Genomic DNA, 16,768 nt, shown 5'->3' with positions numbered 1-16,768 from the left:
GTCCGCGACCTGATCGGCGCCGATGTCGAGGCGGCGTACGCCGTCCAGCGCGCCGGCATCGCGAAGCGGGTCGCCGCCGGGGCGACCGTCGTCGGGCGCAAGGTCGGCCTGACCTCGCCGGCCGTTCAGGCCCAGATCGGCGTCGACCAGCCGGACTTCGGCGTCCTGCTCGACGACATGACCGACCCCGACGCCGCGAGCGTCTCCACCCACGGTCTGCTCCAGCCGAAGATCGAGGCCGAGGTCGCCTTCGTGCTCGGTGCCGACCTCGCCGACGGCGACCTCGACGACGCCCGGGTCCGGGCAGCGGTCGCGCAGGTCGTCCCCGCGTTGGAGATCGTCGACAGCCGCATCGCCGGCTGGGACATCACCTTCGCCGACACCGTCGCCGACAACGGGTCGAGTGCCCGCTACGTCCTCGGCGCCGACTCGAAGACCCTCGACGAGGTCGAGCCCGTCGACGTCGAGATGAGCATGACCCTGCAACGGCGAGCTCGTCTCCACCGGCAACGGGGCCGCCTGCCTCGGCGACCCGCTCAACGCGCTGGCCCGGCTGGCGCGCACCGCTCGCGACTTCGGCGAGCCGCTCCGGGCCGGGCAGGTCATCCTCTCCGGCGCCCTCGGTCCGATGGTGCCCGTCACCGCCGGTGACACGTTCGAGGCCCAGATCTCCGGACTCGGCTCCGTGTCCGTCTCCTTCCACGATGGGAATGAAGCATGAACGAGCGAAGCGAGCAGATCATCCAACACAGCGCGTGTGCCTCATGCGTGCACGGAGCGAAGCGAGTACACGCATGAGTATGACCAAGGTGGCCGTGATCGGCTCCGGCAACATCGGCACCGACCTGATGATCAAGGTGCTCCGCCTGTCCGAGACGCTCGAGATGGGCGCCATGGTCGGCATCGACCCCGACTCCGACGGCCTCGCGCGCGCGGCCCGCTTCGGCGTACCCATCACCTCCGACGGCGTTGACGGGCTGATCGCGATGGACGGCTTCGACGAGATCGAGATCGTCTTCGACGCGACCTCGGCGAAGGCGCACGTCGCGAATGCGGCCAAGCTGTCGGCGTACGGGAAGAAGATGGTGGACCTGACACCGGCCGCCATCGGCCCGATGGTCATCCCCGCGGTCAACCTCGATGCCCACGTCGACGCCGACAACGTCAACATGGTCACCTGCGGCGGCCGGGCCACGATTCCGGTCGTCGCGGCGATCGCGCAGGTCGTGCCGGTGCCCTACGCCGAGATCGTCGCGTCGATCTCCTCGAAGAGTGCCGGCCCCGGCACCCGCGCCAACATCGACGAGTTCACCGAGACCACCAGCCACGCCATCCAGTCCGTCGGTGGCGCCGGTCGCGGCAAGGCGATCATCATCCTCAACCCGGCCGAGCCGCCGCTGATCATGCGCGACACCGTGCTGGCGCTGGTGAACGCTCCCCGACGAGGCGACGCACGACGAGATCCGCGCGTCGGTGGAGCGGATGGTCGAGCAGGTGTCGGCATACGTCCCGGGCTACCGCCTCAAGCAGTTGGTGCAGGTCGTGCCGGTGCCGGTCGACCAGCCCGTGCACACGCTCACCGACCAGCCCGTCACCCACCGGGTGTCGGTGTTCCTCGAGGTCGAGGGCGCCGCCCACTACCTCCCGGCGTACGCCGGCAACCCGGACATCATGACCAGCGCGGCCCTGCGCATGGCCGAAGCGATGGCCGCAACCAAGAAGAAGGTGTCGGCATGAAGAAGCTCTTCATCCGGGACGTGACCCTGCGTGACGGGATGCACGCCATCCGCCACCGCATCGAGCCGGGACGGGTCGGCGAGATCGTCGCCGCCCTCGGACGCGGCCGGCGTCGGAGGCATCGAGGTCTCGCACGGCGACGGCCTCTCCGGCGGCTCGCTCAACTACGGTCCCGGTTCGCACACCGACTGGGCCACGGATCGAGACGGCCGCCGAGAACATCACCAACGCGCGCCTCACCACGCTCCTGCTGCCCGGCATCGGCACCATCGAGGACCTGAAGCGCGCCTCCAGCATGGGAGTCCGCTCGGTCCGGGTCGCCACCCACTGCACGGAGGCCGACGTCTCGGCCCAGCACATCGCGACGGCCCGCGAGCTCGGCATGGACGTCTCCGGCTTCCTGATGATGAGCCACATGGCCGACGCCGCGACGCTGGCAGGTCAGGCCAAGCTGATGGAGTCGTACGGCGCACACTGCGTCTACGTCACGGACTCGGGCGGTCGCCTGATGATGGACGGGGTACGCGAGCGGATGCGCGCCTACCGCGACGTGCTCGACCCGGCGACCGAGATCGGCATCCACGCGCACGAGAACCTTTCGCTGTCCGTGGCCAACTCGATGGTCGCCGTCGAGGAGGGCGTCACCCGCGTCGACGCGTCCCTCACCGGACTCGGCGCCGGCGCCGGCAACTGCCCGATCGAGCCCTTCATCGCGGTCGCAGACCTCAACGGCTGGGACCACGGCTGCGACCTCTTCGCGCTGCAGGACGCCGCCGAGGACCCGGTCCGCCCGCTGCAGGACCGGCCCGTCCGGGTCGACCGGGAGACGCTGACCCTCGGGTACGCCGGCGTCTACGGCTCGTTCCTGCGGCACACCGAGACCGCGGCCGAGCGCTACGGCGTCGACTCGCGCGAGCTGCTGCTCGAGGTCGGTCGCCGCGGGCTCGTCGGCGGCCGGGGAGGACATGATCGTCGACATCGCGCTCAACCTCGTCGCCGCGCGCTGCCTCCTGAGCCCTCGTCGCTTCGTCCGTTGACGTTGCCAAATGCCCACTGAGCCTCGTCAGAGGATAGATTCGGGCTGCTGGGAGGCAATGCAGCGATGGACTTGCGATTCGGGAGAGCATGTTGATGGAGTCGTTCGAGCGGGACCGGTTGCGGTTCGCCGTGTTGCCCGATGGCACGGTCGAGGGCGATGACGGCGACGGGGGCAACCTCGCGTCGACGCTTCGCTATGCCTGTCGGATGGGCGCCCAGATCGGCGACCTGCTCGAGCTCGGCGGTCTGGAGCGGCTCAGCACCTTGAGCAATCTCGCCATTGCGGCCCGGGTCTCGGGTGAATCGCCTGAGCTGAGCATCACGGCCGAGGTCGAGATGCAGGGAACGAAGCGACCGGAGCTGGTCGCGGTCTCCATCACCAACGCCAAGGACGCGATCGACCGCGCCCCGGATCGCGTCACCGTCGGTCTCGCCAGCGACTGGGCGGCGGTCATCACCGCCGAGGGTCACCCGGTCGGACTCGTGCACGACGAGACGATGGGGCCCAGCGATCCCGAGGTCCTGCAGGAGGTCGGCGTCCGCGTGCTGGCCGTGCTCGGCGCGCTCGTGGAGTCGCTGCGAGAGACGGCCGTGCGACTCGACTACCGTCGCGGATCTGTGCTCATCATGACCATCGGCGACCACGCGCTCTACACCCACGCGGACAAGGTCGAGGCGAGCGAGGTGGTCCGCACCGTCGGTGCCGTCCAGGGGCCTGCTCGCCAACGCGGACCTCGCACACGCGCCGCGCGTCACGGCGTCACGGCGCGCCTGAGTCGTCCGCCATGGTCGGGACTCCCGGTGGCACTCCGGACCGGCCGGCGACGTTCTTCGCGTCGGCCGCCGAGTTCCGCGAGTGGCTCGAGGACAACCACGAGACGGCCACCGAGCTCTGGATGGGGCTCAAGAAGAAGCACGTCCCTGACCGCGGTCTGACGTGGCACGACGCGGTCCCGGAGGCACTGTGCTTCGGCTGGATCGACAGCGTCGCCCAGCGGATCGACGAGGACGCGGTGCGCCAGCGCTGGACGCCGCGCAAGGCGAGCAGCATCTGGAGCGCCGTCAACATCGCGCACGTCGAGCGCCTCGTCGCCGAGGGGCGCATGCGACCCGCCGGCCCGGCGGCGTACGAGAAGAGGACGCCCGAGCGCAGCGGGATCTATGCCTACGAGGCCGGCGGCCTGCTGTCGGACTCTCGCAACGCGAGCGGCTGATGGCGAACCCCGCGGCCGCGGCGTTCTGGGAGATCGCCACGCCCTCCTACCGCAAGATCGCCGAGAACTGGGTCGCCAGCGCGAAGCGCGAGGAGACCCGCGAGAGCCGGCTGGTGCAGCTGATCGAGGACTCGGCGGTGGGGCTGCTGATCAAGCCGCAGCGCTACGGCGATGAGCCGAAGTGGGTGGCTCGTGCGGCGGAGGCCGCGCGGCAGGCATGATTCTGCCGTGTTCGTACGCCGCGCGCTTGCCCTTGCCCTCCTGCTGACCCCCTCTCGGTGCCGGCCTTCGCCGACCCCGACTTCACGATCACCGCCCACCGGGGGGCGCCGACCGGACCCTCGGCGAGAACACGCTGCCGGCCTTCGGGCGCGCCTTGTCGGACGGCGCGACCGCGATCGAGACCGACCTTCGCCGTACCAAGGACGACAAGCTCGTCGTCCTCCACGACAGCGGCGTCGGCCGCACCACCAACTGCACCGGCCCGATCGGGTCGTGGACGCTGCGCGACCTGCTGCGTCAGTGTCGCGAGGACACGTCGCGCCAGCCGATCCTCACGGCCGGCGAGCTGCTGAAGTGGGCCGAGTCCACCGGTGCCTCGCTGATGATCGAGCTCAAGGGCAGCAACTGGTCGATCGCCCAGATCCGCGAGGTCGTCAACCTGCTCAAGGACTCGGCCGTCTTCGAGCAGGTCGCCATTTCGTCGCTGCGCCTGACCGTGCTCGAGCGCGTCCACCGGCTCAAGCCGAAGCTCGACACCCAGCTGATCGTCAGCGGCTGGCGCAAGGTGCGCGCGTCCCCGGGCCGCGTCGAGGGCTACAACGCCCCCGCCTCGGCGCTCACGAGGTCGCGGGTCAAACGGCTGGATCGCAAGGGCATCCCGGTCGTCGGTGGCTACGCCGACTCGCCGGCCCAGTGGGAGGCGCTGGCGTCGCTCGGGGTCGACGGGGTGGTGACGCCGTCCGTGCGTTCCTACTCGCAGTGGGCGGGCCTCGCTCGTTGATCTTGGTATCCAGGTGGATACCAAATTCGCTCGATCCGAGGGCCTCGCCAGCGGGGTAGGTAACCAGTTACCTACCTCGCCCCTGATGTCCGCGAAATCGGGTCTTTTGGTAACCACCGGCAACCTCCCGGTGGCTGCGACCTACCCACGCGGTGAAACGTGTTCTAGTTTGTGGGCATGACTGAGAAGCTGCGCGTCGTCGTCTGGTCCACCGGCACCGTCGGGCGGCACGCGATCGCCGGCATCGACCGGCACCCTGCCCCGGAGCTCGTCGGCGTGTGGGTGAGCAACCCCGACAAGGCCGGCCGGGATGCCGGTCGACTGGCCGGACTGGATCGTGATCTGGGCGTCATCGCAAGCAACGACCGTGATGCCGAGCTGGCCAAGCGGCCCGACTGCATCGTGCACTGCGCGATGACTGACGACCGGACGTTCGACGCGATCGAGGACCTCAGCGCCTTCGTCGAGGCCGGCATCAACGTGGTCAGCTCCGGGCCGGTGCTGCTGCAGTTCCCGCACGGCATCCTGCCGCCCGAGATGATCGAGCGGATCGACCGCGCTCCCGCCAGCCTGCACGTCAACGGCATCGATCCGGGCTGGGCCAACGACGTCCTGCCCCTGCAGCTCACCAGCCTGAGCCAGCGCATCGACGAGGTGCGCGTGCTCGAGATCGCCGACTACTCCACCTACTACCAGCCTGTCGTCATGCGCGACATCTTCGGCTTCGGTGACGCGGTCGACGCCGAGAAGATGCTGTGGCAGCCGGGCGTGCTGAGCATGGCGTGGGGAGGGGTCGTACGGCAGATCGCGGCCGGCCTCGACCTGCTGCTCGACGAGCCGCTGGTCGAGAAGGTCGACCGTCGTCCGGCCGAGCGCGACGTCAGCACCGTCAGCGTCGACGTCAAGAAGGGCACGATGGGCGCCGTCCGGTTCGAGCTCATCGGCACCGTCGACGGCGTGCCGCGGGTGGTGCTCGAGCACATCACCCGCACCGCGGAGGACCAGTGCCTGAGTGGGAGACCCCGGCGGAGGGCGGTGGTTGCTACCGCGTGGTGGTGTCCGGCGAGCCGCACCTGAAGATCGAGTTCAGCCACCACGGCGAGCACGGCGACCACAACGTCAGCGGGATGATCGTCACCGCGCAGCGCCCGGTGAACTCCGTCCCGGCCGTCGTCGCCGCGAAGAACGGACTCGTCACGGCGCTCGACCTGCCGCTGGTGACGGGCCGCGGGCTGGTGGTCTCGTGACCCGCTCCATCCTCGACCGCTTCACCCTCACCGACCACGTCGCGATCGTCACCGGCGCGGGCCGCGGGCTCGGCGCCGCAACGGCGGTCGCTGGCGCAGGCCGGCGCGGACGTGGTGATCTCGGCGAGGAGCGCCGACCAGCTCGAGACCGTCGCGGAGCAGGTCCGCGCGTGCGGGCGCCGGGCCATCGCCGTACCCGCCGATCTGTCGGACACCGCCGCAGCCGCGCGCCCGGGTGCAGGCCGCCGTCGACGAGCTCGGCCGGCTCGACACGGTCGTCAACAACGTCGGCGGCGCGATGCCTCGCGAATTCCTGAAGACCAACGTGCAGGCGATGGAGGACGCGTTCCACTTCAACGTCTCCACCGCGCACGCACTGACCGGGGGCCGCCTTGCCCCATCTCCTGCAGGGCGACGGCGAGAAGTCGGTCGTCACCGTCTCCTCGATGCTCGGTCGCACGGCGGGTCGGGGGTACGTCGCCTACGGCACCGCGAAGGCGGCGCTGGCCCACTGGACGCGACTGACCGCGGCCGACCTCGCGCCGCGGATCCGCGTCAACGGGGTCTTCGTCGGCTCGATCATGACCAGCGCGCTGGACCCGGTCGTGGAGCTGCCCGAGCTCAGGGAGCAGATGGAGACGCGTACGCCGTTGGGCCGGATCGGCGAACCGGCCGACATCGCCGCCGCGGTGCTCTACCTCGCGTCACCAGCGAGTGCCTACGTCACCGGCAAGATGCTCGAGGTCGACGGCGGGATCCGGGCACCCAACCTCGACCTCGGACTGCCCGACCTAGAGTGACGCGGTGACCTCGACCAGCACCGCCAACGCGATCTCGCCCGACTCCGGGACCCACTGGACCGAGCCCGGCGCCCGGCCGGTCGCACCGGGCGTGCACCGGATCCCGCTGCCGCTGCCGATGGACGGGCTGCGCGCGATCAACGTCTATGCGATCGAGACCGACGACGGGCTGACCCCGGTCGACGGCGGCTGGGCGATCGAGGTGTCGCGCACCCTGCTCGAGAAGTCGCTGCGTGACATCGGCCGCGACGTCCGCGAGATCACCCGCTTCCCGGTCACCCACGTGCACCGCGACCACTACACGCAGGCGGTGACCGTGCGCCGCGAGTCTCGGCTCGCACGTCTCGCTGGGCCTCGGCGACAAGCCGACCCTCGACCTCATCCACGACGTGGACCGGTTCGGCGAGGACCCGCACATCGCGATGTTCCGGGCCGCCGGGGCGCCGCAGATCGCCCACGAGTGGGGCGAGTTCACGAAGAACTCCACCCCCGACCTGACGATGTGGGAGTACCCCCGACACGTGGCTGGATGCCGACATGGAGCTCACCGTCGGCGACCGCACCATCGACGCCGTGCACACGCCCGGCCACACCCGGGGCCACTACGTCTTCGCCGACAAGCCCGCCGGGCTCCTCTTCGCCGGCGACCACGTGCTGCCCACCATCACCCCGTCGATCGGTTTCGAGCCCGCGCTCGCCGAGCAGCCGCTCGGCGACTTCATGGCCTCGCTGACCAAGGTCCGCGGGCTGCCCGACCTGACCCTGCTGCCTGCGCACGGTCCGGTCGCTCCGAGCTCCCACGCCCGCGTCGACGAGCTGCTGGCACATCACGAGGTGCGGCTCGCGCTGTCGGTCGCGGCGATCGAGGGCGGGTCGCAGACGGCGTACGACGTGGCGAGCGTGTTGCCGTGGACGCGGCACGAGCACAAGCTCAAGGATCTCGACGTCTTCAACACTGCGCTGGCCACCCTCGAGACGCGCGCCCACCGGAGCTGCTCGTCGCCCGCGGTGACCTGTCCCGCGGCGAGACCGACGGGGTCGTGATCTACAAGGCCTGACGGGCCGGGAACCCCACGACCCGGCGGAAGGCTCGGCGGGACTCGGGGATGGCGGGCAACAGGCCGTAGACGTGGATGAGCCCGGGCTCCTCGACGGTGGTCAGGTCCCAGTCGGCCTCGGCGGCGCGGGCGGCCAGCAACCGGCAGCCGGGCGCGAGGAGGTCGCGGGTGCCGTAGAGCATGATCGCCGGCGGCAGCCCGGAGAGGTCGGTCAGCGCGGGGGACACCTCGGGACGGGCCAGTCGTCAGGGGAGCCGGCCCACCACTCGGCGTACGCCCTGAGCTTGGTGATCTTGAGCCACGGATCCTGCAACGCCACGACCGCGGTGTCGGGCGTGCTCTCGGTGAGGTCGACCCGGGGTGCGTGCAGCACGAGGTGGGTGGGTTGCGGCAGTCCGCGATCGCGCAGCGCGACCGCGAGCGCCAGCGCGATGCCGCCGCCGGCGGAGTCGCCGGCCACGACGATGCCGCCGGGCTCCTTCGCCCATCGCGCGGCGTGCTCGACGAGCGCCTCGTGCGAGTCGCGCCAGCTGTGCTCCGGCGCGAGCGGGTAGTCAGGCATCACGACGCGGGCGCCGAGCGTCGTTGCCAGCCGCGTCGCGTAGCGCACGTGGACACGCCGATCGGCGCCATGAAGGCGCCGCCGTGGACGTAGTAGATCGTCCGGGTCACGTCCCGGTGACGCGGCGTGATCGTGTAGGACGGGAAGCCGAGATCCTCGGTGACCACGCTGAAGCGGTGCTCGAAGCGACGCACCGACCTCGACGGCAGCGAACGGTCCGGGCCCGCGTGCCAGCGCTCGACCCGGGCACGCTCGTGGGGCTCGGTGTCGAGCTCGCGCGCCTTGCGCAGCTTGGGGATGACGGTGGCCGGGAACTCGTGGCGGCGGCTCGGCATGACCCGCAATCTAGCGGTGGACCCGACCTCGGCTCACTGGCTCCGCGGCGTACGATGGCGGCGAAGACAGGGGAGCACACCAGTGCTGAGAGTGCAGGGACACCTGCAGACCCTCTGAACCTGATCCGGTTAGCACCGGCGATAGGGAGTCAACCGAATGTTGCGTTCCATCACGTTGTCGTCCGCCCTCCTCCCGGCCCTCGCGGGGTGCAGCACGATGGGCGGGGACGATCCCGAGCCCACCGCCTCGGAGTCGAGCCCGACGGCCGCGGGTGAGGTCGGCGGCGAGGTCGTGCTCGTCACGCACGAGTCGTTCAGCCTGCCCAAGAAGCTGATCAAGTCCTTCGAGGCCGAGTCCGGCATCGACCTCGTGACCCGGGCCGCGGGCGACGCCGGCACGCTGACCGCCAAGCTCTCGCTGACCAAGGACAACCCGACCGGCGACCTCGCTTTCGGCGTCGACAACACCTTCGCGTCCCGTCCGCTCGGCGAGGGCGTGTTCGCGACCTACGAGCCGACGCTTCCGCCCGGCGCCTCGGACTTTGCGCTGGACGAAGGTGCCGACAAGCTCACCCCCGATCGACGTCGGCCACGTGTGCGTCAACATCGACACGACCTGGTTCGGGAAGTTGGGCGTCACGCCGCCGGCCACGCTCGCCGACCTCGCCGACCCGACCTACTCCGGCCTCTTCGTCACGCCCGGTGCGTCCACCAGCAGCCCGGGCATGGCGTTCTTCCCGGCCACGATCGCGGAGTACGGCGACGAGTGGCCCTCCTACTGGGAGGACCTGCTCGCCAACGACACGAAGGTCGTCGACGGCTGGGAGGACGCCTACTACGGCGACTTCACCGGGGGCGGCGGCAAGGGCGTGCGCCCGATCGTCGTGTCCTACGACTCCTCGCCGGCCTTCACCGTCGCCGACGGCAAGTCCTCCACCGCGGCGCTGCTCGACACCTGCTTCCGCCAGTCAGAATACGCCGGCGTCCTCGAGGGCGCTGCCAACCCCGCGGGTGCGCAGGCCGTCATCGACTGGCTGCTCTCCGACGAGGTCCAGTGCCGCGTTGCCGACCGCGATGTACGTCTTCCCCGTGAGCGACGACGTCGAGGTGCCGGCCGACTGGGCGACGTACGCCGTGCAGCCGACCGCGCCGCTGTCGGTCCCGCCGGCCGACATCGCCGCCAACCGTGAGCAGTGGCTCTCGGAGTGGACCGACGTCATCACGCGATGAGCACGCCGCCGCTGGTTGAGCAGCGAGCGCAGCGAGCGTGTCGAAACCAAGGCAGGTGAACGTGTGCGTCGCTGGCTGACCCTCGCGCTGCTCGCGACCGGGCCGGTCCCTGGTCGTGGGCGTCTTCTTCGTGCTGCCCGTGAGCGGCATGGTGGCGCGCGGGTTCTTCTCGGACGGCGTCTTCGACCCGGGCGGCGTCGTCGAGGTGCTGACGCGACCTCGCGTGGTGCGGGTCGCGTGGTTCACGGTCTGGTCCGCCGGTACGGCGACCGCGCTGGCCGTGGTCCTCGGGCTGCCGGTTGCCTTCGTGCTGCACCGGCTCGCGCTGCCCGGACGCAGACTCATCCGGGCCGCGCTGCTGGTGCCGTTCGTGCTGCCGACCGTCGTGGTCGGCGTCGCGTTCCGGCTGCTGCTCGGCGAGGCCGGACCGCTCGGGTTCCTCGGCCTCGACGGCACGCCGGTCGCGATCATCGCCGGGCTCGTGTTCTTCAACGTGGCGGTCGTGGTCCGCGCGGTCGGGGCGGCGTGGGAGTCGCTCGACACCCGCCCGGCAGAGGCGGCAGCCGCCCTCGGCGCGACCCCCGGTCCAGTGTGGTGGACGGTCACGTTGCCGGCCCTGCGTCCGGCGATCGTGAGTGCGGCGAGCGTCGTCTTCCTCTTCTGCGCCACCGCCTTCGGCATCGTGCTGACCCCGGGTGGCGTGCGCTACGCGACCGTGGAAACGGAGATCTACCTCCTGACGACGACGCTCTTCGACCTGCAGGCGGCAGCCGCGCTCTCGGTGCTGCAGCTCGTGGTCGTGGTCGCGCTGCTGGGGTTGGCGGCCCGGCTCCGGGCGACGCAGGATGCGACGTCTCTCCGCACGACGGCGCGGCCCCGGCGGATCCGATCCGGCGACGCGCCCGCCCTCCCCGGTGACCGTGCTCGTCCTCGCGATGGTCGCCGCCCCGATCGCCACGCTCGTGCTGGGCTCCTTCCGGAGCGACGCCGGCTGGTCGCTGGTCAACTACCGCGCGCTGGGCGGCGTCGGGTCCAACGACGCGCTGCTGGTGCCGGTGACCGACGCGCTCGTCACCTCGATCCGCACCGCCGTCGACGCCACCCGGATGGCGCTCGGCATGGGCCCGGCCGTCGCGGTGCTCGTGACCCGTCGTTCGCAGACCCGCGGTGAGCGACGAGTCCGCGGTGTCCTCGACGGCTTCTTCATGCTGCCGCTCGGGGTCAGCGCGGTCACGCTCGGGTTCGGCTTCCTGATCACCCTCGACCAGCCGCCGCTCGACCTGCGCGACTCCCCGCTGCTGGTGCCGATCGCACAGGCCCCGGTGGCGCTGCCCCTCGTCGTCCGCACCCTCGTCCCCGTGCTCGCCGGGATCGACGACCGCCAGCGTCAGGCCGCCGCCTCGCTGGGTGCCTCGCCGTGGCGAGCGCTGTTGACCGTCGACCTGCCGGTGGTGTGGAAGCCGCTGCTCGCCGCGAGCGGCTTCGCGTTCGCCGCGTCGCTGGGCGAGTTCGGCGCCACGTCGTTCCCGGCGCGTGACGAGCACCCGACGGTGCCGGTGGTGATCTTCCGGTTGATCGGCCACCCCGGCGAGCTCAACTACGGGATGGCGCTGGCCGCCTCCGTCGTGCTCGCGACCGCCACCGCCGTGGTCATGCTCGCCGTCGAACGACTTCGAGTCCCGAGCGTGGGAGCCTTCTGACGATGCTCACGATCAAGGACCTCTCGGTCGCCTACGACGGCGTCGTCGCCGTCGACGACGTCTCCCTCGAAGTCCCCGAGGGCTCGATCCCGGCCGTGCTCGGCCCCTCCGGCTGCGGCAAGTCCACCCTCCTGCGCGCGGTCGCCGGGCTCGAACCCCTCACCGCCGGCAGCATCGCCTACGACGGTGTCAGCGTGGACCGGCTCCCGACGCACAAGCGCGGCTTCGCGCTGATGTTCCCGAGACGGCCAGCTCTTCGGGCACATGACGGTCGCCCGCAACGTCGGCTACGCGCTGCGGCTGCGACGTCACCCGTCGGACCAACGCGTGGCCGAGCTCCCCGGCCCCGGTCGGGCTCGAGGGGTACGGCGACCGCCTGCCCGCCACCTTGTCGGGCGGCGAGCGCCAGCGGGTCGCGCTGGCCCGCGCGCTGGCCGTGGAGCCGCGCCTGCTGCTCCTCGATGAACCCCTGTCCGCCCTCGACGCCGGCCTGCGCGAGCGCCTCGCCGTCGACCTGCGCGAGATCCTGCACGCCGCGGGCACCACCGCGCTGATGGTCACCCACGACCACGAGGAGGCCTTCCGGGTCGCCGACCGGCTCGCGGTCATGCGCGCCGGGCGGGTCGTCCGAGCCGGACCGATCGCGGACGTGTGGGCAGCGCCGGTCGACACCGAGACGGCGCTCTTCCCGGGCTACGCGCGGGTGCTGACGGGGACGGCCGCGGTGACCGTGCTCGCCGCCGTGCGCGGATCCGGGCAGGCTGGCGCCCTCGCCGCGAGCCGTGACGAGGCGGTTGCCGGCATCGCCGTACGCCGATCGGCGCTCGTCGCCGACGAGCACGGCCCCCTCCTCGGATCCGTGGAGTCGGCGCGCGCGACTCCCGAGCTGGTCCGGCTGGTCGTCGACGTCGGTGACGTTGGTCTCGTCGATGCGGTCGCTCCCCGCGACAGCCACTGGGGACCGGGCGAGAAGGTGCGTTTGCGGGTCGATCCGACGCGTGTTGCGGCCATCCCACGAATCTGACCTCGTGCAGCCCCCTGCCTAGACTGCCCCTCGTGTATCGCCCGGCCTATGCCCTCCTCGTGGGGACCGCGACCGTCATGGGTGTGCTCGCGGTCGTTGCCGCGATCACCCTCGACCGCAGGCTCGTCGACCCCGAAGGCTTCCTCGGACCGTCATGGGCACGTCTGCCCCTGCTCGTCCCGGGTGCCTTCCTGCTCGACATGCTGCCGCGGACCCTGTGGGTGTCACGACTGAACCCCGCACTGATGCCGGGCATCGTCAAGGACCGCGTGCGCGACCACTGGACGCGCGAGCGGATGACGCTGGTCGTCATGGGCCCGGTGTGCTTCTACATCACCTATGTCAGCTATCGAAACCTCAAGTCCTTCCTGCCCTTCATCATGGGCGAGGAGAAGTACGACCGCGAGCTCCACCTGATGGACCGCGCACTCTTCCTCGGGCACGAGCCGGCCACGGTGCTGCACGCCATCTTCGGCACCGGTCCCAGCGCGCACGTGCTGTCGTCGATCTACCTCTGGTTCCTGCCGCTGGTCCCACTCGCGCTCGCCGCCCGGCTCGTGTGGTCGCGCAACATCACCTTCGGCTACTGGTTCGCCACCTCCCAATGTCTCGCGTGGACGCTCGGAACTGCTTCGTACTACGCGCTACCGACACTGGGCCCGGGCTTCCAGTACTCCTACCTCTACAAGGACCTGCCCGGCACCGGCTCCGGGGCCCTGATGGACTCGCTCTACTACGCGCGCAAGGGCGTGATCCGCGACGGCATCGAGGGCGCCGTCCAGTCGGTCGCGGGCTTCGCCAGCCTGCACGTCGCGATCACCCTGCTGGTGGCGCTGATGGTGCAGTACACCCTGCGCAGCCGGCTCGTTCACATCGTCTTCTGGGTCAACTTCGCCATCACCGTCGTCGCCACGCTCTACTTCGGCTGGCACTACATCGCCGACGACATCGCCGGCGTCGCGATCGCGCTGGTCTCCTTCTGGCTCGGCGGCTCGGCCAGTGGCCAGAAGTTCGACCGCGGGGGACTCGCCTCGCACCCGACGTCCACGACCTCGAAGGTCCCGGTCGACGCGGACTGAGCGTGGGGGTCGGCCTCCACGCATGTAACCGGCGTTTACACGATCTGAACGGCCCGCGCGTCGGCCGTCCAGTTGTTGTAAACGCCGGTTACATCAGCGATGCGTCGAGAACTACATTGTTGTAGTTCGCAAGTCGACACGCCGACGACTTGAGTGATTTTTGGGAAAGTTGTTCCCTTTGTGACTGGTGAGCACTAACGTGCCGCAAGTGTCATGGGTGAAAGGGAAGTCACCCATGGCCATCTACCGCCAAGGGGAATACACCGTGCGAGCCCTGTCTGCGCCCACATCGCGTCGAACGCCGATCCGCTGGATCGTCGCCTCGACGCTGAGCCTGACCCTGCTCGTCGCCGGCGTCGGTGTCGGCGCCGCGGCGGCCGCCGACGACGACCTGCCCTCGGCGGAGGACGTCGCCTCAGCCGAGGCGAACGCCGCCGATGCCGCGCGCGACGTGTCCGCCTGTACGCGCCGACCCGGCCGTCGCCAACGATCGGCTGCGGTCCTCCGCAGTCTCCGCGTCGCAGGCCGCCGAGGCCTACAACGGTGCCCGCTGGGCCGCCGACGAGGCGCGCGCCGCCGCCGCGAGCGCCAACGAGGCGGCCGCCGCCGCTCGCGCCGACCTCGAGCAGAGCCGCCGGGTCTACGCCGATGCGCTGGTCGACAGCTACCAGTACAACCCCGAGCTGCAGGGCTTCGCCGCCCTCGTCGAGGCCGACGGGATCCAGTCCGTCCTCGACACCACCGCCACCATGCAGACCACCGAGCGCGCGCTCGACAGCAAGCACGACTCCTTCGAGTCGGCCTCCACACTGGCGGGCGTCGCTGACCAGCAGGCCGAGTCGGCTCTCGCCAAGGCGGAGGAGCTTGAGGCCGACGCGGCTGCCGCTCGCAACACGGCCGCTGCGGCCGAGGAACAGGCCGGTGCCGAGGCGGAGTCCATCGCGCGTACGAAGACAGACCTGATCGAGGAGCTCGCCGACCTCCGGGGCATCAGCTACGCCCCCGGCCGAGAAGCGTCAGTCGGCGCTCGAGCAGAAGGCCGCCGAGGCCGCCGCTGCGGCCGCCCAGAAGGCCGCCGAGGAAGCAGTCGCCCGGGCGGCCGTCGAAGCCGCGCAGCAGGCGGCTGAGCAGGCAGCCGCGGAGAAGGCAGCCCGGGAGGCCGCGGAGAAGGCGAAGAAGGACGCTGAGAAGGCGACCCCGACGCCGACTCCCACTCCGACGCCCACGAAGGCCCCGACTCCGACCCCGACGGCGACCGCCACCCCGTCCGCCACGCCGACGACGGCCCCCACGACGGCGCCGACCACAACCCCGACAGCGACGGCGACTCCGACCGCCACACCCACGGCCACCCCGACCACCGCGCCGCCCGCGACCACCGGCGACCCCGCGGCCGCGATCGCCTTCGCCACCGCCCAGATCGGCGACCCCTACAAGTGGGGCGCTGCCGGCCCCGACTCGTGGGACTGCTCGGGCCTGACCGCCGGCGCGTGGGCGGCGGGTGGCAAGTCGCTGCCGCACTACTCAGTCGCGCAGTACACCGGCTCCACGCCGATCACGTCCGCCCAGCTGGTCCCCGGCGACCTGCTCTTCTGGGGGTCGAGCTCGAAGTCGTCCTCGATCTACCACGTCGCGCTCTACATCGGCGACGGCCAGATGATCCACGCTCCGCGCACCGGTCGCCCGGTCGTGCAGGAGTCGATGTACTCCCTGGACCACTCCGAACTTCTTCGCCCGCCCCTGACGCCAGCCCCCGATGGCGCTCACAGGGCAGTGAGTCAGCCACATTCCGAGCACGTGGAATGTGGCTGACTCACCCTTCGTCCGACGAGTGTGTACGGCGAAGCGCGATCACGCAGTGAGCGGAGCGACCTTCGTGGCCAGCTCGGCCGCGAGCTCGCCCGGATCGAGCGTCCCGGCCGGGATCCGGGTGGTCGGCCAAGCAGAGGTGTCGAGGCCGGAGAGCTGGTCGAAGACAGCCGGGTCGTCGGCGTACAGCTCAGCGAGCGACGCGAGGTCGGATGCCGTCGGCGCGGTGCCGGTCACGACCGAAGCCCCGGCATAGCGGTTGCGCAACGGCGGGTGCTCCCCGAAGCGTGGCAGCCCGAGGTGGTCGGTCGCGCGGTCCACGGACGGGTTGAACGAGGCGAGCATCGCCCGGAACTCCAGCAGCAGCCACTGCTCGCGTGGGAAGACGGAGAAGCCGTGAGCAAGCTGGGCGCCGTAGTAGCCCCGCGCGATGCCGGACATGTGCTTGTAGCGCATCGGCTTCACGTCGGATGGCACCGATGTGGGCAGTGACGTCGGGCGGAACTCGGTCAGGAACACCGGCCAGTCCGGCCAGTCCGGGTGTCGGGTGCGCAGCATCGTCCAGTGCGAGAACAGCCGCTCGATGGGATCGCGGAAGACGGCGATCAGCGGCAGGTCGGGGTTGTAGGCACGCATCCGCTCCAGCGCATTGGGCCAGAACAGGTAGACCGGGGTCGAGTCGCCGACCATCGTGTGGATCTTCGCCCGACGCGGCGCGGTGTAGTCGCGCTCGTAGTCGGGGTGTGCCCAGTCGTAGTCCTCGTTGTTGAAGAAGTGCGCTTCCTTGCGCGGCGGCCGGCACACGAGGCGGTGCTGGCTGATCGTCCCGGACAGCGTCGAGGTGCCGCTCTTCTGGACACCGACGATCGAGAAGTTGTAGGCCATGCGTCCGAAGTCGGCCTCGGGCTCGGGACGGTTCACGCGCGCGACGC

The 16,768-nt window shown here is 70.7% G+C and carries 21 protein-coding genes, 5 pseudogenes and 1 riboswitch; of the genes and pseudogenes, 21 read left to right on the top strand and 5 right to left on the bottom strand.

Annotated features, from left to right (window positions below):
• Positions 1-544: 544 nt before the first annotated feature.
• The 9 genes and pseudogenes from LP418_RS09355 (at position 545) to LP418_RS09310 (ending at position 6,239) form a co-directional block, all read left to right on the top strand.
• On the top strand, positions 545-721 hold the full coding sequence (locus LP418_RS09355; protein ID WP_257956967.1) for a fumarylacetoacetate hydrolase family protein: 177 nt from the start codon (positions 545-547) through the stop codon (positions 719-721).
• 73 nt (positions 722-794) lie between these two features.
• Positions 795-2,018, top strand: a complete 1,224-nt coding sequence (locus tag LP418_RS32915; RefSeq protein WP_442940150.1) for an acetaldehyde dehydrogenase (acetylating) — start codon at positions 795-797, stop codon at positions 2,016-2,018.
• Positions 1,937-2,794, top strand: a complete 858-nt coding sequence (dmpG, locus tag LP418_RS09340; protein ID WP_336276047.1) for a 4-hydroxy-2-oxovalerate aldolase — start codon at positions 1,937-1,939, stop codon at positions 2,792-2,794. Before LP418_RS32915 ends, dmpG begins: the two co-directional genes overlap by 82 nt.
• Positions 2,795-2,868: 74 nt before the next feature.
• Entirely contained in the window at positions 2,869-3,711 is an 843-nt protein-coding gene (locus LP418_RS09335) for a hypothetical protein (RefSeq protein WP_257956074.1), read from the top strand.
• Complete coding sequence (locus tag LP418_RS09330) at positions 3,672-3,989, top strand: YdeI/OmpD-associated family protein (RefSeq protein ID WP_257956073.1); 318 nt, start codon at positions 3,672-3,674, stop codon at positions 3,987-3,989. Before LP418_RS09335 ends, LP418_RS09330 begins: the two co-directional genes overlap by 40 nt.
• The gene (locus LP418_RS09325) at positions 3,989-4,210 is read left to right on the top strand and encodes a YdeI/OmpD-associated family protein (RefSeq protein WP_257956072.1); all 222 of its coding nucleotides are present in this window, start codon (positions 3,989-3,991) and stop codon (positions 4,208-4,210) included. The genes LP418_RS09330 and LP418_RS09325 overlap by 1 nt, the downstream gene beginning before the upstream one ends.
• Before the next feature lie 116 nt (positions 4,211-4,326).
• Positions 4,327-4,992 (top strand): annotated as a pseudogene (locus tag LP418_RS09320) (glycerophosphodiester phosphodiesterase); the annotation flags it as partial.
• A 177-nt stretch (positions 4,993-5,169) separates the two neighbouring features.
• Positions 5,170-6,069, top strand: coding sequence for an NAD(P)H-dependent amine dehydrogenase family protein (locus LP418_RS09315; protein ID WP_257956071.1), 900 nt, complete (start codon positions 5,170-5,172; stop codon positions 6,067-6,069).
• Positions 6,048-6,239, top strand: coding sequence for a hypothetical protein (locus LP418_RS09310; protein ID WP_257956070.1), 192 nt, complete (start codon positions 6,048-6,050; stop codon positions 6,237-6,239). The genes LP418_RS09315 and LP418_RS09310 overlap by 22 nt, the downstream gene beginning before the upstream one ends.
• Positions 6,240-6,287: 48 nt before the next feature.
• Here the strand turns inward: LP418_RS09310 and LP418_RS09305 are convergent, their stop codons facing one another.
• A complete protein-coding gene (locus tag LP418_RS09305) occupies positions 6,288-6,512 on the bottom strand; it encodes a hypothetical protein (protein WP_257956069.1) in 225 nt (74 codons plus the stop codon).
• Positions 6,513-6,631: 119 nt separating this feature from the next.
• Between LP418_RS09305 and LP418_RS09300 the strand changes: the two genes are divergently transcribed.
• The 4 genes and pseudogenes from LP418_RS09300 to LP418_RS09285 all read left to right on the top strand — a co-directional run bounded on the left by LP418_RS09300 (position 6,632) and on the right by LP418_RS09285 (position 8,083).
• The gene (locus LP418_RS09300) at positions 6,632-7,039 is read left to right on the top strand and encodes an SDR family oxidoreductase (protein ID WP_257956068.1); all 408 of its coding nucleotides are present in this window, start codon (positions 6,632-6,634) and stop codon (positions 7,037-7,039) included.
• A 118-nt stretch (positions 7,040-7,157) separates the two neighbouring features.
• Positions 7,158-7,454 (top strand): annotated as a pseudogene (locus tag LP418_RS09295) (MBL fold metallo-hydrolase); the annotation flags it as partial.
• 122 nt (positions 7,455-7,576) lie between these two features.
• Positions 7,577-7,756, top strand: a pseudogene (locus LP418_RS09290) (MBL fold metallo-hydrolase); the annotation flags it as partial.
• A gap of 3 nt (positions 7,757-7,759) precedes the next feature.
• Positions 7,760-8,083 carry a hypothetical protein gene (locus tag LP418_RS09285; protein WP_257957319.1) on the top strand — a complete coding sequence of 108 codons (324 nt, stop codon included), beginning with the start codon at positions 7,760-7,762 and terminating at the stop codon, positions 8,081-8,083.
• 1 nt (position 8,084) lies between these two features.
• On the opposite strand, the pseudogene LP418_RS09280 reads toward LP418_RS09285, so the two are convergent.
• Both LP418_RS09280 and LP418_RS09275 read right to left on the bottom strand, forming a co-directional pair.
• A pseudogene (locus LP418_RS09280) lies at positions 8,085-8,659 on the bottom strand (alpha/beta hydrolase fold domain-containing protein).
• Positions 8,659-8,994: a hypothetical protein gene (locus LP418_RS09275; protein WP_257956067.1), complete on the bottom strand. Its 336-nt coding sequence runs from the start codon at positions 8,992-8,994 to the stop codon at positions 8,659-8,661. The pseudogene LP418_RS09280 and the gene LP418_RS09275 overlap by 1 nt, the downstream one beginning before the upstream one ends.
• A 58-nt stretch (positions 8,995-9,052) precedes the next feature.
• A riboswitch (TPP riboswitch) is annotated at positions 9,053-9,159 on the top strand.
• Between the two features lie 428 nt (positions 9,160-9,587).
• Here LP418_RS09275 and LP418_RS09270 point away from each other — a divergent pair.
• The 7 genes and pseudogenes from LP418_RS09270 to LP418_RS09240 all read left to right on the top strand — a co-directional run bounded on the left by LP418_RS09270 (position 9,588) and on the right by LP418_RS09240 (position 15,154).
• Complete coding sequence (locus tag LP418_RS09270) at positions 9,588-10,184, top strand: thiamine ABC transporter substrate-binding protein (RefSeq protein WP_257956066.1); 597 nt, start codon at positions 9,588-9,590, stop codon at positions 10,182-10,184.
• A 155-nt stretch (positions 10,185-10,339) separates the two neighbouring features.
• Positions 10,340-11,395 carry an ABC transporter permease gene (locus tag LP418_RS09265; protein ID WP_257956065.1) on the top strand — a complete coding sequence of 352 codons (1,056 nt, stop codon included), beginning with the start codon at positions 10,340-10,342 and terminating at the stop codon, positions 11,393-11,395.
• Entirely contained in the window at positions 11,331-11,924 is a 594-nt protein-coding gene (locus LP418_RS09260) for an ABC transporter permease (protein ID WP_257956064.1), read from the top strand. Before LP418_RS09265 ends, LP418_RS09260 begins: the two co-directional genes overlap by 65 nt.
• Positions 11,925-11,926: 2 nt before the next feature.
• Positions 11,927-12,085 (top strand): annotated as a pseudogene (locus LP418_RS09255) (ATP-binding cassette domain-containing protein); the annotation flags it as partial.
• A gap of 275 nt (positions 12,086-12,360) precedes the next feature.
• Positions 12,361-12,948 (top strand): hypothetical protein, encoded by a 588-nt coding sequence (locus tag LP418_RS09250; RefSeq protein ID WP_257957318.1) that lies wholly within the window; start codon positions 12,361-12,363, stop codon positions 12,946-12,948.
• A 32-nt stretch (positions 12,949-12,980) separates the two neighbouring features.
• A complete protein-coding gene (locus tag LP418_RS09245) occupies positions 12,981-14,027 on the top strand; it encodes a phosphatase PAP2 family protein (protein ID WP_257956063.1) in 1,047 nt (348 codons plus the stop codon).
• Positions 14,028-14,464: 437 nt separating this feature from the next.
• The gene (locus LP418_RS09240; RefSeq protein WP_257956062.1) at positions 14,465-15,154 is read left to right on the top strand and encodes a hypothetical protein; all 690 of its coding nucleotides are present in this window, start codon (positions 14,465-14,467) and stop codon (positions 15,152-15,154) included.
• Here the strand turns inward: LP418_RS09240 and LP418_RS09235 are convergent.
• Positions 15,044-15,439, bottom strand: a complete 396-nt coding sequence (locus LP418_RS09235; protein WP_257956061.1) for a hypothetical protein — start codon at positions 15,437-15,439, stop codon at positions 15,044-15,046. The genes LP418_RS09240 and LP418_RS09235 overlap by 111 nt on opposite strands.
• Here LP418_RS09235 and LP418_RS32910 point away from each other — a divergent pair.
• Complete coding sequence (locus LP418_RS32910) at positions 15,426-15,839, top strand: C40 family peptidase (RefSeq protein WP_442940246.1); 414 nt, start codon at positions 15,426-15,428, stop codon at positions 15,837-15,839. The two genes, LP418_RS09235 and LP418_RS32910, sit on opposite strands and share 14 nt — an antisense overlap.
• Positions 15,840-15,878: 39 nt before the next feature.
• On the opposite strand, the gene LP418_RS09225 is transcribed toward LP418_RS32910, so the two are convergent.
• Entirely contained in the window at positions 15,879-16,757 is an 879-nt protein-coding gene (locus LP418_RS09225; protein ID WP_257956059.1) for a sulfotransferase domain-containing protein, read from the bottom strand.
• Positions 16,758-16,768 lie beyond the last annotated feature (11 nt).

The sequence above is a fragment of the Nocardioides sp. B-3 genome (genome assembly GCF_024703895.1).
Lineage (GTDB): Bacteria > Actinomycetota > Actinomycetes > Propionibacteriales > Nocardioidaceae > Nocardioides.
The sequence above is the reverse complement of the archived record's forward strand: the minus strand, read 5'-3'. Positions and strand labels throughout refer to the sequence as shown.

What these genes read in the sequence shown, in the direction of transcription:
- LP418_RS09325 (WP_257956072.1), top strand. Translation starts at nt 3,989, where the DNA reads ATGGCGAACCCCGCGGCCGCGGCGTTCTGGGAGATCGCCACGCCCTCC.
- LP418_RS32915 (WP_442940150.1), top strand. Translation starts at nt 795, where the DNA reads ATGAGTATGACCAAGGTGGCCGTGATCGGCTCCGGCAACATCGGCACC.
- LP418_RS09315 (WP_257956071.1), top strand. Translation starts at nt 5,170, where the DNA reads ATGACTGAGAAGCTGCGCGTCGTCGTCTGGTCCACCGGCACCGTCGGG.
- LP418_RS09330 (WP_257956073.1), top strand. Translation starts at nt 3,672, where the DNA reads ATGGGGCTCAAGAAGAAGCACGTCCCTGACCGCGGTCTGACGTGGCAC.
- LP418_RS09260 (WP_257956064.1), top strand. Translation starts at nt 11,331, where the DNA reads ATGGCGCTCGGCATGGGCCCGGCCGTCGCGGTGCTCGTGACCCGTCGT.
- LP418_RS09335 (WP_257956074.1), top strand. Translation starts at nt 2,869, where the DNA reads ATGGAGTCGTTCGAGCGGGACCGGTTGCGGTTCGCCGTGTTGCCCGAT.
- LP418_RS09285 (WP_257957319.1), top strand. Translation starts at nt 7,760, where the DNA reads ATGGCCTCGCTGACCAAGGTCCGCGGGCTGCCCGACCTGACCCTGCTG.
- LP418_RS09240 (WP_257956062.1), top strand. Translation starts at nt 14,465, where the DNA reads ATGCCGCGCGCGACGTGTCCGCCTGTACGCGCCGACCCGGCCGTCGCC.
- LP418_RS09275 (WP_257956067.1), bottom strand. Translation starts at nt 8,994, where the DNA reads ATGCCGAGCCGCCGCCACGAGTTCCCGGCCACCGTCATCCCCAAGCTG.